This window comes from Cytobacillus sp. BC1816 (assembly GCF_051353635.1).
Classification (GTDB): domain Bacteria; phylum Bacillota; class Bacilli; order Bacillales; family Cytobacillaceae; genus Cytobacillus; species Cytobacillus oceanisediminis_C.
Window position 1 is genome coordinate 2,189,443 of record NZ_CP195611.1, and the last position, 14,263, is coordinate 2,203,705.

A 14,263-nucleotide genomic window follows, 5' to 3' on the forward strand; every position below is an offset into this window, starting at 1 on the left:
TACTAATATTAAAAAAAAATTTTTGAAGTCTTGTACTTAAACTAACTTGTGTTTAGTTCAATAAGTAAGGGTAATTTTATAACAAAGAAAACTCGCTATTTTGGGAGGAGTTTTAATTTTTTATATGACATATGCATTGTCAAAAGGCTGTCATTTCGGTGCAGTTTTTTGAAAAGCACCTCAATACGGAACCTTTACTCGAAGGATGAGAGTTAATTAAAATGAATTACGACGATAAAGAAACCCAGTTTTAAAAATGGAAGTTAATCAAAAAGCCCGGCAGACGATTTTCGTTATGATGTGTTCCCGCAGATTGCCTCATTAATGGGGCTGGATACCAGGTCACATCTTCGCTTTGAAGGATCGGGCAATGGTGGAATTGAATACAGCTGTATTGCATTCATTTAAAAAAGAAGGTGTCTGCATAGTAGACCATCATAACTGCAGCACAGCAATTCAAAAAATTTGAAGAAAACGAAAAGGGCCAGGGAACTGACCGGTGACTGGACCTGTCTGATCCCGCCAGTATCCCCTGCAGCTACTCAAATTTTCATAAACAGTATAACAATGAAGTAAAAACGCCTAACTACTGCTAACAAGATACTCCTTATCATAAATGAAAGCCGGCATCCAATCATGCCGGCTTTCTATATTGGTTAATTAATCTCTTCATCACTGGTTCTCCGGTCTGTCTTTTCAGGAGGAATCTTGGAAATCTGGTCCATAGGCTCCATCATAGATTCAAGAAGACTTCCTTTAACTTGATTCTGTTCATCCATACTATCCTGCTGAATATGCTCGCGTTTGTCCATCACTTCACCTCATTTTAATATATTTTTCATAGAATTTACTTCCTGCTTCATGTTTATTCCAAAAACCGAGATGTCATAGGTTAAATTCCCTGTCAATGGAAATAATGGATGCTAAAAGATCTTTTGGAGAAAACGTATGACAAATATATTGTTGATTGCAACTCTAGCTATGATTTTTATATTATTTATCTTTTTTGTTTTAATCCTGATCGGCTGGCGCTGGATTATGAAGCGGCTCGTTAAGCAGGCAGGGAAGATAATTATGACAGACAGCTACCAGGAAAATCTCATAGAGCTGATCCCTGGTTTCAAGCATATGGGCATTCAAAATGCACTGGAAAATAACCTGCGTGCAGAAACGGGTGATGTCCTGCACCGCCCATTTGGCTCTTCGAAAAAATGGCCTCATTTTGATGAAATTACTTTTATTCCTGCACAGACTTCTCCCTTTGCTATTGACGGGGATGAAGATGTTGATGTGAAGGTGACAATCGGGCCAAAAGCGAAAAAACCAATGAAAATCAAAATCCCCCTGATGATCAGCGGAATGGCCTATGGAATCGCATTGAGTGAGCAAGTGAAAATTGCGCTGGCAACAGCTGCCAAGAATACAGGTACCGCCATCAATTCCGGTGAAGGAGGAATCCTTCCCGAAGAGCTTGAAAGTGCAGGAAAGTATATCCTTCAGTTCTCCAAAACCGAGTGGGGGAAGGAAGAAAAAACCATCAAACGTGCCGACATGATTGAAATTAAGCTGGGGCAGGGAGCTGTAATGGGGATGGGAGGAAACATATCTCCTGAAAATTTAACCGGCCGTGCAAGGGAAGTAATGGGGCTGAAGGAAAATGAAACTGCCCATATAATGGAACACTTTTTTGAAAAACAGACATTGAAGGATTTAAAGGAACTGGTGGATGAACTCCGCAGTATAACCGGAGGTGTTCCAATTGGTGCAAAAATAGGGGCAGGAGGAAAAATAGAAGAAGACATTGACCATTTAATCGAAATGGGCGTTGATTTTATAGCAGTTGATGGGGGACAGGGAGCATCTGTCGGTGCGCCGCCTTTATTGGCAGACGATTTTGGAATTCCAACTTTACATGCTCTCATCCGAGCATCCAATCACCTTGAAAAACGCAAAAAGAAGGGGGAAATCAGCTTAATTGTATCAGGCGGCCTCTTCACACCAGGTCATTTTTTAAAAGTCCTCGCGCTTGGTGCGGATGCTGTCTACCTTGGATCTGTTATGCTGTTTACTGTCTCCCATAAGCAAACTTTGAATTCACTGCCTTTTGAACCGCCAACACAAGCTGTCTGGAACGAAGGTAAATTTAAGGATACCTTTAAAATCGAAGATGGGACAAAATCTGCAGAAAAGTTTTTAACCGCGAGCACGGAGGAAATCAAAATGGCTTTGCGAGCCATGGGGAAAAAGACTTTAAAAGAATTGTCCAAGAAAGATCTTGTGTCCTATGATGAGATGACGGCGAAAATGATCGGGATTCCATTTTCCTTTGAACCTTGGGAAGACAAATCAAAGAAAACAGAATAACAGCATGGCGCATGGAGCCAGGCTGTTATTCATCAATGTCTCTCTTAACTTTTGATTTTGGCTGGGGTTGAAACCGATGCGGATTTTGCGTTCTTAAATACAACGGCCTTAAAGGCTGAAACGGAAATCTGAGAAATGAATCTTTCAAATCCCGGTATCTTGGCGGGTAAAACGGCTCCAAAAACGGCCTTCCGAGAGAGGTAAGCCTGATCATATGTGTCAACAAGATGCAGGAACAGAATAAAACACCTACAAAACCCCATAAATTGGCAAAAAATAAAAACGGAAATCTTAGAAATCGAATCGTATTATTCATTTTGTAAACAGGTGTTGTAAAAGAGGCAAGAGCTGCCAATGCAATAATGATTAACAGGACATTACTTGTCAGCCCTGCCTGCACAGAAGCAGTCCCAATGACAATCCCTCCTACGATACCGATTGTCTGTCCGATTTTGGTGGGCAATCTGGCTCCAGCTTCTCTTAAGAGCTCAATTACCAGTTCAAGCATTAAAGCTTCATAGAAAGGCGGCAGAGGAATATGCTGTCTTGAAGTCACAAGTGTACCTAACAAATCCGTGGGGATGAGCTCCATGTGATAAGTAAGTGTTGCAACATAAATGGACGTGATCTGTATGGAAAAAATAACAGAAAAGGCCCGCAATATTCTTGCAAAAGAAGCGATAGTCCAATTTAAAAAATAATCTTCAAAGGAGCTGAAGAATTCTGAAAACGTTGTAGGGGTAATCAGCACATGCGGTGACCCATCTATGGCGATCACGATTTTTCCTTCAGCAAGGACAGCGGCAGCCCTGTCCGGTCTTTCTGTATCCAGAAGCTGAGGGAAAGGAGAGTTCTTATTATCTGAAATGAGCTGTCCAATATAAGAACTGTCAGTGATTTCATCAAAATCGATATTTTCGATTCTTTCTTTAACCATGCTTACATAATCTGTACTCGTGATTCCCTCAATATAGAGAACGGCCACCACTGTTCTGGATATGCTTCCGATTATATATTCCTCAATGATCAGTTCAGAGATGGGCAGCCGTTTGCGGATTAAATTCAAATTATTGCCTAAAGACTCGACAAAGGCTTCTTTCGGTCCAATAACGGTTTGCTCGACTTCCGGATGCGTCAGCTCTCTTACATATGAACATTTAGCAGCCATAAAAGCTGCTTTTTGTTTTTCGGCTTCTACTGTTACCATCACATATCCATTCAAAAGCAAATGTTCTGCTTTTGAAAGATCCTCACAAATTTGTATGCTTGCCGATGGCAAAAGCTTTTTCAAATCATCGATCTTGTTGAACTCACCCTGAAGAAGCTGAGGGAGCAAATTCTTGGTGATCATTTTTTGGTCAGTCAGTGTTTTGAAATAAATAAAAGAAAAGCAGAGGCCTGTTTGTCTATTGCTATATTTTACTTTTTGAAAATCATGAGATCGTGAAAAGGACCTTTCCAGCTCGTCAAATTCAATCTCGGATATACTTTTCTTCTTTTTTAACTCTTTTTTCATACACAAATCACCAGTTTGTTTCGGCATTATGTGTTAGTGTTACCGTTTTTGGAAGGATTATGAATGAATAGACGGGGAATAGCTGAAAAAAGCCTCCCTATAAAAGGAGGAAGGCCTTGTTAATTAAACGGGTTCTTCTTCAGGCTGTTTAAAACAGGCAGAAACAAGAATTTCTAGGTTGTCAAACTCATTAGCATCCAAAAAGGAAATGCAGCTGCGCAAAGTATTCAGTGCGCTATCAACGAGAAATTTTCTTGGCTTTTTCGAATGGACCATTTCTTCCTGAATAAAGTCCAGTAGATCCATGCAATTGTTCTGACCTTCCTGCTTTATGGACTTTTTTAAAGTCAAAATGGATTTGCAGAGAATATGCACATTTCTATGATCTGTCTGCTTAAATCTGTTTTCAATCAGTTCAGGCTTCAGCAGGTATTCATCGGCAGAACTGACCTCTTCTACCACCTTCCTGATTCTTTCTACACTATAACGGACCACAGGATTAATGCTTGAAGAGAACTCAAAGAATTTTGTATAGTATTTTACGTTATGATGGAGGATTCCAAGGAACATCACGGCGCAGTCCAGCAAATAGGGTTTCCTGTCTTCACCAAAAATTTCAATAAACCTGTTGAAAATCCAATCCACCATTCTCAGCTGGCCTTCCTTAATGAACTGCTTGAGTTCAGGGTCATTTGAAACAAGTACTTCTTCAAAAAGGGCAACCAATTTATTCGTCCGATTCATATTCATTTGTAATTCTATCTGCTGTGTGAATACTTCTAAGCTGCTTGGGTCCTGGCCAATAAGGAGCTTATTCCGTTCATCTTCCATTTTTTTATGCAATGTTTTAAAAATAGACATAAGCAGCTCATTTTTTGAGGAAAAATAATTATAGAAGGTTCCTTTAGAGATCCCGCTGTATTCTAAAATATCCTGAATGGAGGTAGCTTGAAAACCTTTATCCAGGAATAATTGATGTGCTTTTTTTATTACTTGCAGTTTCCTGTCATTCATTTATTATCACCTGTCATTTTATTTGAACTGTGTGTATAAATTAATAGTACATCATTCTAAGATTTTTCACAAACCCTCTATTTAACAAGGATTTTTTTGTTGCAAAAATTGTACTCATGGTATATTATATGGTTTGTGTGTAACGCAAGTATAAAAGAATGAACTGATAGTACAGGAGGAAATGTAATGGAACAAGCAATAAATAATAAAACAGACCGACCGCCCTATGGGATTCTGGCTGTTTTGATGATTGGGGCATTTATCGCCTTTTTGAATAATACATTATTAAATATTGCCTTGCCATCTATTATGGCAGATTTAGAAATTGAAGCGGCAACCGTGCAGTGGCTGACTACTGGCTTTATGCTGGTAAATGGTATTTTGATCCCGGCTACTGCCTTTTTAATTGAAAAATATACAGTCCGCAGGTTATTTATTGTGGCAATGGGGCTATTTACAATTGGTACTCTTGTAGCGGGTGTTGCTCATGCATTCCCGGTATTGCTGGCAGGCAGAATGCTGCAGGCATCAGGATCGGCTATCATGATGCCTTTATTAATGAATGTTATGCTGATCAGTTTCCCGGTGGAAAAACGCGGAGCAGCCATGGGTGTATTTGGCCTGATCTTAATGTTTGCCCCTGCTATTGGGCCAACTCTTTCCGGTTGGATTATTGAACATTATGATTGGAGAATGCTATTCCACTTCCTTTCACCGATTGCCGGTGTCATACTAGTGCTTGGCGCCGTCATGCTGAAAGACAAAAAGGAAAAGGTGAATATTCGTCTGGATCTGTTTTCCCTAATTCTATCAAGTGTAGGGTTTGGCGGAATACTTTATGGATTCAGTTCTGCAGGGAACAAAGGCTGGGATAGCCCTCATGTGTATTTGACAATTGCTGTAGGTGTCATCAGTTTAGTATGGTTTATCCTAAAACAATCGAAATCTGATCGTCCAATGCTCAACTTTGGCGTATATAAGTACCCGATGTTTGCCTTGTCATCAGCCATCAGCATGACGGTAAATATGGCGCTGTTCTCCGGGATGATTCTGATTCCGATTTATGTTCAGACATTAAGGGGAATTTCACCGCTGGATGCAGGATTGATGATGCTTCCAGGTGCCATTGTTATGGCCGTGATGTCGCCATTAACCGGAAAGCTGTTCGATAAAATCGGCGGTCGGATACTGGCGATCATTGGGTTAGCCATTACAGTGGGAACTACTTATGTATTCAGCAGGCTGACTCTGGAAACAACTTATACACAGCTGATTATTCTGAACTCAATCAGAATGTTCGGGATGTCTATGGTCATGATGCCAGTTTCTACGAATGGCTTGAACCAGCTGCCAAGAAGACTTTATCCTCATGGAACAGCAATGAACAACACGCTGAACCAGGTGGCAGGAGCCATTGGTACAGCCTTATTGGTAACAGTTATGTCAACAAGAACGGAAACACATGCTGCGGAAATAGCGAAAGAAGCGATGAAAGGCGGGGCTATGGCTAATGGCGGCCAGATGACCGAAGCCGCTGTGGCGGAAATGCAGCAGCAAGTTTTAATGAAAGCCATGCTTGAGGGAATCAACGATGCTTTCTTCGTCGCAACCTTTATCGCTGCAGCTGCACTGGTTCTGGCCTTCTTCATTAAACGTGCAACACCAATGGAAGACTCCGTTGAGGAGCCAAAGCAGGAGAATATGGCGCCTAAATTGGCAAACAGTTAGTTAGCAGAGGGGGAATCATAAGATTCCCTCTTTTTTTATAGTTATAAATGAAAAAGCCTGCAATGCATTCTGAGCACTAGCAGGCTTTCTTATTATCTATTTTTTCCAACTAATTTGATTGATTGATGTCCGCTGTGAGGGTGAGGTGAAAAAAGAATATGATCCAGATACAGAGCTTCCAGCTTTCGATCACTTAAATTAAACAAGCTATGATTATGCTTGAATTTAGATAGAGATAATAATTTGCTGATTAATGTTTCTCTGTTTAATGGCATGTAATGAACCCTCCCTTTTGTTAGTTTTATTTTAATTCATATTTATCCGATTAGTCAAGTAGGGATTAAAAAGATCATAATAACAATCCGATTTTTTAATTATTAGAATTTTCAGCCTTTAGTTCTCCTTTTATGCTAAACTATTCCTAATGAGTACATATAAAGGAGATTTATTATGAAAAATACTGCACTTTTCATAAATAATCATTTGCTGGACTTAATTTTTGAAAGCACATATTATGGGATTGTGATTGTGGACACTGAAGGAATCATCCAGTATATGAGCAATAATTATTGTGATTTTCTCGGTGTTCATAGAGACGAAGTAATTGGCAGACATGCCACAGAGGTAATTGAAAATACCAAAATGCACCTGGTTGCACAAACAGGAAAGCAGGATTTTGCTGATCTGCAATTTCTGCAGGGTGATTTTGTTATCGCCAACCGTATTCCAATTATCGAAAATAATCAAATTATTGGAGCAGTCGGGACGATTATTTTTCGTGATTTGGATGAATGGAAGAAATTGAACAGTCATATAAAAGGGGTATTATCCGAGCTTAATTATTATAGAAGCGAGTGGAATGAATCAAATGGATTAAGATATTCTCTTCATGATTTGATAGGGGAAACAGAGGAGGTTATAGATCTGAAGGATAGGGTTAGGCGCATTGCAAGAGGTGATATTTCCATACTATTGAGGGGTGAGAGCGGTACAGGAAAGGAGATCCTGGCACAAAGCATCCATCAGCTGAGTGAAAGAAGCGACAAACCTTTTGTGAAAGTAAATTGCGGTTCCATACCTGAGCATTTATTGGAATCTGAGCTGTTCGGTTATGAGGATGGTGCATTCACAGGCGCAAGAAAAGGCGGGAAGATAGGAAAATTCCATTTAGCTGATGGGGGAACCATTTTTCTTGACGAAGTAGGGGACATGCCTTTGCATATGCAGGTAAAACTTTTACGGGTTCTCCAGGAAAAGGAATTTGAGCCTATAGGAGCCCTCCAGCCTAAAAAAGTAAATGTGCGTGTTATTGCCGCAACAAATCGTCCGCTTGAAAAAATGATCCATGATCATTTATTCCGGGAAGACTTGTTCTACAGGATTAATGCAGTTCAGTTATTTATACCGCCTTTAAGATCGAGAAGATCGGATTTGCCGCTCCTGACTGAACACTTTTTAAGGAAAGCAACAAAACGGATAGGCAAAAGGGTGACAGGAACAAGTTCAGAAGCAGCCGCACTGATTAAACAATATGACTGGCCGGGGAATATCCGTGAATTAGAGAATGTCCTGGAAGCAAGTGTCCATTTAACGGATAGCGAAACAATTGGATTGGAAGAACTTCCTGATTACTTAAAAGGAGGGGAAAATAAATCAGTAATTAAAAATTTAAAACTTCTACTGGAAGAAACGGAAAAGAATGCAATCGAAACAGCCTTAAAAAAATACAGCCAGGACAAAAATAAAGCGGCCGAATCATTGGGAATAGGCAATTCTACTATTTACGATAAAATAAAAAAATATAACATTACCTCATAATGCCAAAAATCCGGGAACTCGGAATACAATCCGAAATCCCGGATTTTTGCTTTCTTCCTATTAACATTACATAGTTGAATACAAGCATAGGAAATTATTTTTCTGATAAATCAGAAAAATAATCTGTGTAACTAGCCTGAAAACTATTATCTCAAGTATTTTTAAACTGGCACAATACTTGCAATAGGTTTTTAGAAGAAAGGTCTTTATATAAAATGTATACGCTTACATAACTAAAGGAGGAGGATTTCTTGGATCTCGGACATTTTACACGGAGAATGGCACTTAATTTCAATTGTGAAGATTCTATCAAAGTAGCAATTAAAGAAGAAACAGGCAGGGAATGGACATACGACTGCCTTCATCGCACATCAAACTCTTATGCAAATAAGCTTAAGGAACTTGGTGTCAAAAAAGGCGACCGTGTAGGTATACTGCTTTATAACTGTCTTGAATATTTCGCGCTGTATTTTGCAGCTGCGAAAATCGGGGCTATTGCTGTCCGTCTGAACTTCCGGCTAACCAGCAATGAATTTGAGTATGCCTTAAATGATTCTGGTACAAAAATACTATGTTTTCATTCAAAGTTTACTTCTCAGCTTGAAGACATTCGCAAACAAGTAGGAGTGGAAAGGTATATTTGCCTAGCGGATAGGGATGAATCAATGCCTGCATGGGCTCAAAGCTGGAATTTACTGAAGGGGGCAGCCGGAGATGAAATCAATACAGATTCCATACGGTTAAGCGATCCCGTAATGCTAATGTACACATCTGGGACTACGGGAAGACCCAAAGGAGCTATCTGGACACACGAAACCACTTATTGGTTTTCTGCTATGCAGGCGCTTAAATGGAATTTTAATGGGAAGGAAATTGGAATGACAACAGGGCCGCTCTATCATGTGGGAGCAATGGAAGATATTGCGCTTCCTATTTTAATGATGGGCGGTACTGTAGTGATTACTGGCAGCAAAGGCTTTGAAATAAGCAGGATACTGGAAGTGATTGAAATGGAATCTGTCACTGACTGTTTTCTCTTTCCGTTTATGATTTATGAAATGCTTAACATGTCTTCATTATCCGATTTTAAATTTACGCGTTTAAAAACTATTTATACAGGCGGAGACCCTTTAATGCCTTGGGCTCTTGAAAAATTAAAAGAGAATTTTCCTCATATCGGAGTGGTTCAGGTTTATGGTCTTACAGAAGGAACGCCGATTGCGGTCTGTCTGGATCCAGAAGATGCCTGTAAAAAAGGTGAGACAGTAGGGAGGCCATTGCCATTGACTGAAATCCAGATTATTGATCAAAATAGGATGCCTCTTCCTCCAGGGGAAATTGGAGAGATTATGATCAAAAGCCCTGCAGTGTCAGCTGGCTATTGGCGAAAGCCAGAAGCCACCAAAGAGACATTTACTGGTGGATGGTGCAGAACAGGTGATTTAGGAGTGATGGATGAGGAAGGATATTTATCCATTGCCGGAAGGAAAAAAGATATGATCCGAAGCGGTGGAGAAAATGTGTACGCTGCAGAAATTGAGGATGTTCTGTACCGGCTAGAGGGAGTGAAAGAAGTATCCATTATCGGTGTCCCAGATCCGAAATATATTGAAGCTGTTTGTGCAGTCATAGTCAGAAAGGAAGACTGTACCCTTACAGAAGAAGAGGTCATCGACCACTGCAAAAAATATCTCGCTAGCTACAAAAAACCGAGGAAAGTCATCTTTACAGAAAAACTGCCTCGCACCCCCTCCGGTAAAGTTCAAAAGTTCATGCTCAGAGATCAATATAGCTCATGAAGGAGGGACAGATTTGGAAAAAACAAAAGCTGTTTCCTGGTCAGTTCTAAGTAATATTGCCATTATTAAGATTGCTAATCCGCCATTAAATGTTCTGAGTGCTGAAGTAATTGAGTTATTGTCACTTACAGCAGATGAAATTGAAAGCAATTCCAAAATTAAGACTGTTGTCATAACTGGGGCTGGAGAAAGGGCTTTTGTCGCCGGCGGGGACATTAAAGGCTTTCCGGATTGGATGGGAAAAGGGATTGAATTGGCCAAAGAAAAGTCTCTTTGGCTGCAGGAACCCTTAAATAAACTTGAAAGGCTGCCGCAGCCAACAATTGCAGCCATCAATGGGTTTGCTTTAGGGGGCGGTTGTGAATTGGCTTTAAGTTGTGACATCCGGATAGCAGAGGAGCACATAGAAATTGGGCTGCCTGAAATTAAGCTTGGCTTATTTCCAGGTGCGGGAGGAACTCAGCGGCTTTCACGTCTTGTTGGTAAATCAAAAGCCAAAGAGATGATCTTTACTGGTGAGCCGTTATCTGCACAGGAGGCCTGGAGGATAGGGTTAATTAACCGAATTGCCCAAAAAGGAAAGTCGCTTGAAATGGCTCTGGATCTTGCGGAATCAATCAATGCTCATTCTTTGCCTGCACTTACTTTTGCCAAACGATCAATCGATAAAGGTTATGAGCAAAAACTTGAGAATGCACTAATGACCGAGGCTGAATATTTTGGACATGTATTTCAAACTAAGGATGTTAAAGAAGGTGTCGGGGCTTTTATTCAAAAAAGGGATCCTAAATTTACTGATCAGTAGTTAAAAGAATAGGAGGAATTGGTATGTTTGGATTATCGCCATTAATGACTTTTATGTTATTTGGTTTTTGGCCGATGTCATTGGCAGCTGCAGGTATATGGGGAATATTGGCATTTAAAAATTCAGGGGAAGAGGAGGATGCTTTATGATATTGGCCATCGGAATTATCTATCTCCTTGTCATACTCGTTATCGGGTTATTGTCCATGAGACACCAAAAAGACATGGACACCTTCTATACCGGGGGCAGGAGATTTGGCCCGTGGCTGGTCGCTTTGGCTGTCTCTTCCACAACCATGTCCGGATACGGTTTTATTGGACTGACGGGACTGGTATATGAGCATGGCTATGCCATTTTTATGATCGGTATTTTTGCGACTGCCGGGATCTTTGTAAGCTTCTTGATATTAGCCAAGCCGATGAGGAGAATTACACACAAATTTGGCGCTCTGACCATTCCGGATTTATTGGAAATCCGCTATAACAGCAAAACTGTGCGGGCCATTACTGCACTAGCCATCCTTGGCGGGGCAATTGGCTATCAGATGGCTCAATATAAGGCATTGGGCAATATGCTTGAAACCGTATTGGGGGTTGATTATAAGCTTGCTTTATTTATAGGAGTGGCCATATTAACGGTTTATGTAGTTGGCGGAGGAATGATCAGTGCAGTCTGGACAGACTTTATTCAAATGATTGTCATGATTGCGGGCGCTTTAGTTGTTTTTATAGGCGGGATGAGAATGGTTGGCGGCATGTCCCAAATGAATGCTGAGCTGACATCTATTAATCCTGATATGGTGCAGGCGTTCCATACTACAGGACCAATCGGAATTTTTGCATTTATTTCTTATTTCTTTATTTATGTAATCGGCCATCAGGGTCAGCCGCATGTTGTAACCAAATTCTACATGATCAGAAAAGTTTCCATGCTAAAGTGGGCTTGTATTATTGCGGCCTCCACTTACGCGATAACAGCTTTATTGTGGTTTGTTGGCCTTTATACAAGAGTAATGGTAAATCGCGGAGAAATGGCAGCTCCGGCAACTCCTGATATGGTGGCGCCGATGTTTATTGAAAACTTTTTCCCGCCTGTTGTGGCAGGGATCATATTTGCTGCTGTTATGGCAGCGATCATGTCAACCAGCGAAGCATTTCTTCTCGTCGCGAGTTCTTCGATTGTAAGGGACATCTACCAGCAGATCATTAAGAAAGGTGAAAAATTGCCTGAGAAAAAGGAATTGGCGCTATCCAGATGGTTCACTCTTGTGATTATTGCTGTCACATTCCTGCTTTCCCTAAATCCCCCCGATCTCGTTGGCTGGCTGGGCAATGCTTCATGGGGAATCTTCTCAGCATCATTGCTGCCTGTATTAAGCATCGGCCTATTGTGGAAGCGCGCTACGAAGACTGCTGCTATTTGTTCATCTGCTTTAGGGTTCATTTCCAGCCTTGGTCTATACATTCTGAAAGTAAAAGGAATTTATGTTCCGGCACTTGATACAGGGGCGATTGCTATGATCATCTCCACCTTATCATTAGTTGGAATCTCCCTTATCACAAAGCCTGCATCAAGCCCGATTTTTGAAGATAAGGCAAAAAAATCTCCTAAAACCGAAAATCCTGCAGCACCAAACTTCTCATAAAATGGTGCCTGGCACATTTCACTAATAAATAATCACCGCTGATCCCAAAATAAAAACACTTTCAAATAGGGAGGATCATTCATGAAAGAAACGTGTTTTTATTGTACGAGTGAGATCACGGACAAACAAATGCATTTGATTTCGTTTGATATGGCAGATAATGAACGGGAAGAAATACTCTGCAAAGAATGTTATAGTGAATGGCTTCATGGGATAAAAGGTTAGTAAGAAAGAGGGAGGTTTTAGTTTGAAATGGGAAAAAGATAAAAATGGAAAATCAACAGGTGAAGCGGCTGAAGAAGTGCTTGAAATCAGTTCAACAGGCTATGGTTTAGAATCTGTTTCAAAAAGTGAAGTTAATTCTGTTGAAAAAGAACGGGAAAATCCGTCTGGCTGCGGAGGACTATAAAATAGGCAAAAAGGTACAACTTAACTTGCATCAAGGCAGGAATACCTCATTTCGCCGGTGAATACAATTAGAAAATGGAAACAGCTTCCTAAATAGAGAGAGGAAGCTAATATTTAAAAAGCTGGGGGAAAAAATGAGTAGGCGAAAATGGGGAATATCACTTTTGTTGATTGTCTGTTTCATAGGATTAGCCGGGTGTTCAGGGAAAGCTGCCGGCGATAATGAGCCGAAGCAAAAGACAGCGGAAGAAAAGGCTAAAAAAGATGAAGAAAAGGCCATAAAGGAGACGAAGGAAGAGGAGCAGGCCAAAGAGGAAGAAGTAAAACCGGTTGTGGTCAATGTGATCGATCCCAATACAAAAGCAGTTCTTAAAACCTTCAGCCCTGCTGAAATGGGCTTTGGAGATGATGGAGAATATAAAGCTGAACTGGCCCAGTGGGCTAAAGAAATAGCGCGGGGCACGGATGCAAAGCAAGGGTATGATCAAAGAATGACACTTGATAAATTAGGTCCTGATGGGAAAATTATAAAGGGGCAGCCTGAAATTATCCTTGAAGAAAGTGAATTGGTGCAGAGGATTATTGATACGTCTGTAAGCGGAGGTGATGTCGAATTGCCGCTCTATGTATCTGAAAGCGGATATGACCCTGCAGATGTACCCTACCTGGGTGAAGTGGTCGTTGCGTCATATACGACCCATTTTAATAGCAGCGTGGCAGGCAGGACAAAAAATATTGAACTCTCTGCAGAAGCCATCAATAATATTATTCTAGGTGTCGGAGATCATTTTTCTTTTAATACAACCGTGGGTCCCAGTGATGAAGCTCATGGATATCAGCCTGCCGAAGAAGCCATTAATGGCAAGCTCGTGATGGGCATTGGCGGCGGAATTTGCCAAACATCCTCCACACTTTTCAATGCCGTCGATAAAGTCAGGGTCAGCTATGTCGAAAAACACCACCATTCCGTGACGGTGGGCTATGTCCCTAAGGGCAGGGATGCAACCGTGTCCTATGGAGGCAAAGACTTCAGATTTGAAAATACTACGGGCATCCCACTTCTTGTGAAAGCAAACTTTGGAAATGGTGTTTTAACTATCGAAATCAGAACGGCAAAAAAATATGAAGGATTACTGAAGAAAGCAGTATAGGTGTCTGACCTGTTT

The 14,263-nt window shown here is 40.8% G+C and carries 14 protein-coding genes and 1 pseudogene; 11 read left to right on the forward strand and 4 right to left on the reverse strand.

All coding sequences use genetic code 11. The features are described from left to right. Nucleotides 1-279: 279 nt before the first annotated feature. Nucleotides 280-596: pseudogene (locus tag ACR42H_RS11270) on the forward strand (nitric oxide synthase oxygenase); the annotation flags it as partial. 60 nt (nt 597-656) lie between these two features. On the opposite strand, the gene ACR42H_RS11275 reads toward ACR42H_RS11270, so the two are convergent. Further along, nucleotides 657-812 carry a hypothetical protein gene (locus ACR42H_RS11275; RefSeq protein WP_436376185.1) on the reverse strand — a complete coding sequence of 52 codons (156 nt, stop codon included), beginning with the start codon at nt 810-812 and terminating at the stop codon, nt 657-659. Nucleotides 813-948: 136 nt separating this feature from the next. Here ACR42H_RS11275 and ACR42H_RS11280 point away from each other — a divergent pair, with 136 nt between their 5' ends. Continuing rightward, entirely contained in the window at nt 949-2,364 is a 1,416-nt protein-coding gene (locus ACR42H_RS11280) for an FMN-binding glutamate synthase family protein (protein WP_436376187.1), read from the forward strand. A 25-nt stretch (nt 2,365-2,389) separates the two neighbouring features. Here the strand turns inward: ACR42H_RS11280 and ACR42H_RS11285 are convergent, their stop codons facing one another. Further along, on the reverse strand, nt 2,390-3,880 hold the full coding sequence (locus ACR42H_RS11285) for a spore germination protein (protein ID WP_436376189.1): 1,491 nt from the start codon (nt 3,878-3,880) through the stop codon (nt 2,390-2,392). Between the two features lie 123 nt (nt 3,881-4,003). Further along, nucleotides 4,004-4,894, reverse strand: a complete 891-nt coding sequence (locus ACR42H_RS11290; protein WP_436376191.1) for a TetR/AcrR family transcriptional regulator — start codon at nt 4,892-4,894, stop codon at nt 4,004-4,006. Between the two features lie 186 nt (nt 4,895-5,080). Between ACR42H_RS11290 and ACR42H_RS11295 the strand changes: the two genes are divergently transcribed. Next, a complete protein-coding gene (locus ACR42H_RS11295) occupies nt 5,081-6,622 on the forward strand; it encodes a DHA2 family efflux MFS transporter permease subunit (RefSeq protein ID WP_113883964.1) in 1,542 nt (513 codons plus the stop codon). Between the two features lie 92 nt (nt 6,623-6,714). On the opposite strand, the gene ACR42H_RS11300 is transcribed toward ACR42H_RS11295, so the two are convergent. Continuing rightward, complete coding sequence (locus ACR42H_RS11300; protein WP_113883963.1) at nt 6,715-6,897, reverse strand: hypothetical protein; 183 nt, start codon at nt 6,895-6,897, stop codon at nt 6,715-6,717. Nucleotides 6,898-7,072: 175 nt separating this feature from the next. On the opposite strand from ACR42H_RS11300, the gene ACR42H_RS11305 reads away from it, so the two are divergent. The 8 genes from ACR42H_RS11305 to ACR42H_RS11340 all read left to right on the forward strand — a co-directional run bounded on the left by ACR42H_RS11305 (nt 7,073) and on the right by ACR42H_RS11340 (nt 14,248). Beyond that, the gene (locus tag ACR42H_RS11305) at nt 7,073-8,440 is read left to right on the forward strand and encodes a sigma-54 interaction domain-containing protein (protein WP_436376193.1); all 1,368 of its coding nucleotides are present in this window, start codon (nt 7,073-7,075) and stop codon (nt 8,438-8,440) included. Between the two features lie 251 nt (nt 8,441-8,691). Continuing rightward, nucleotides 8,692-10,239 carry a class I adenylate-forming enzyme family protein gene (locus ACR42H_RS11310; RefSeq protein ID WP_436376195.1) on the forward strand — a complete coding sequence of 516 codons (1,548 nt, stop codon included), beginning with the start codon at nt 8,692-8,694 and terminating at the stop codon, nt 10,237-10,239. A 13-nt stretch (nt 10,240-10,252) separates the two neighbouring features. Beyond that, the gene (locus tag ACR42H_RS11315; RefSeq protein ID WP_436376197.1) at nt 10,253-11,044 is read left to right on the forward strand and encodes an enoyl-CoA hydratase; all 792 of its coding nucleotides are present in this window, start codon (nt 10,253-10,255) and stop codon (nt 11,042-11,044) included. Between the two features lie 23 nt (nt 11,045-11,067). Continuing rightward, nucleotides 11,068-11,193: a hypothetical protein gene (locus ACR42H_RS11320; protein ID WP_436376199.1), complete on the forward strand. Its 126-nt coding sequence runs from the start codon at nt 11,068-11,070 to the stop codon at nt 11,191-11,193. Continuing rightward, on the forward strand, nt 11,190-12,689 hold the full coding sequence (locus ACR42H_RS11325) for a sodium/proline symporter (RefSeq protein WP_436376200.1): 1,500 nt from the start codon (nt 11,190-11,192) through the stop codon (nt 12,687-12,689). The genes ACR42H_RS11320 and ACR42H_RS11325 overlap by 4 nt, the downstream gene beginning before the upstream one ends. Nucleotides 12,690-12,770: 81 nt before the next feature. Then, nucleotides 12,771-12,914: a hypothetical protein gene (locus ACR42H_RS11330; protein WP_436376202.1), complete on the forward strand. Its 144-nt coding sequence runs from the start codon at nt 12,771-12,773 to the stop codon at nt 12,912-12,914. 22 nt (nt 12,915-12,936) lie between these two features. After that, entirely contained in the window at nt 12,937-13,098 is a 162-nt protein-coding gene (locus ACR42H_RS11335) for a hypothetical protein (protein WP_436376204.1), read from the forward strand. A 133-nt stretch (nt 13,099-13,231) separates the two neighbouring features. After that, nucleotides 13,232-14,248: a VanW family protein gene (locus ACR42H_RS11340; RefSeq protein WP_436376206.1), complete on the forward strand. Its 1,017-nt coding sequence runs from the start codon at nt 13,232-13,234 to the stop codon at nt 14,246-14,248. The last annotated feature ends 15 nt before the right edge of the window (nt 14,249-14,263 follow it).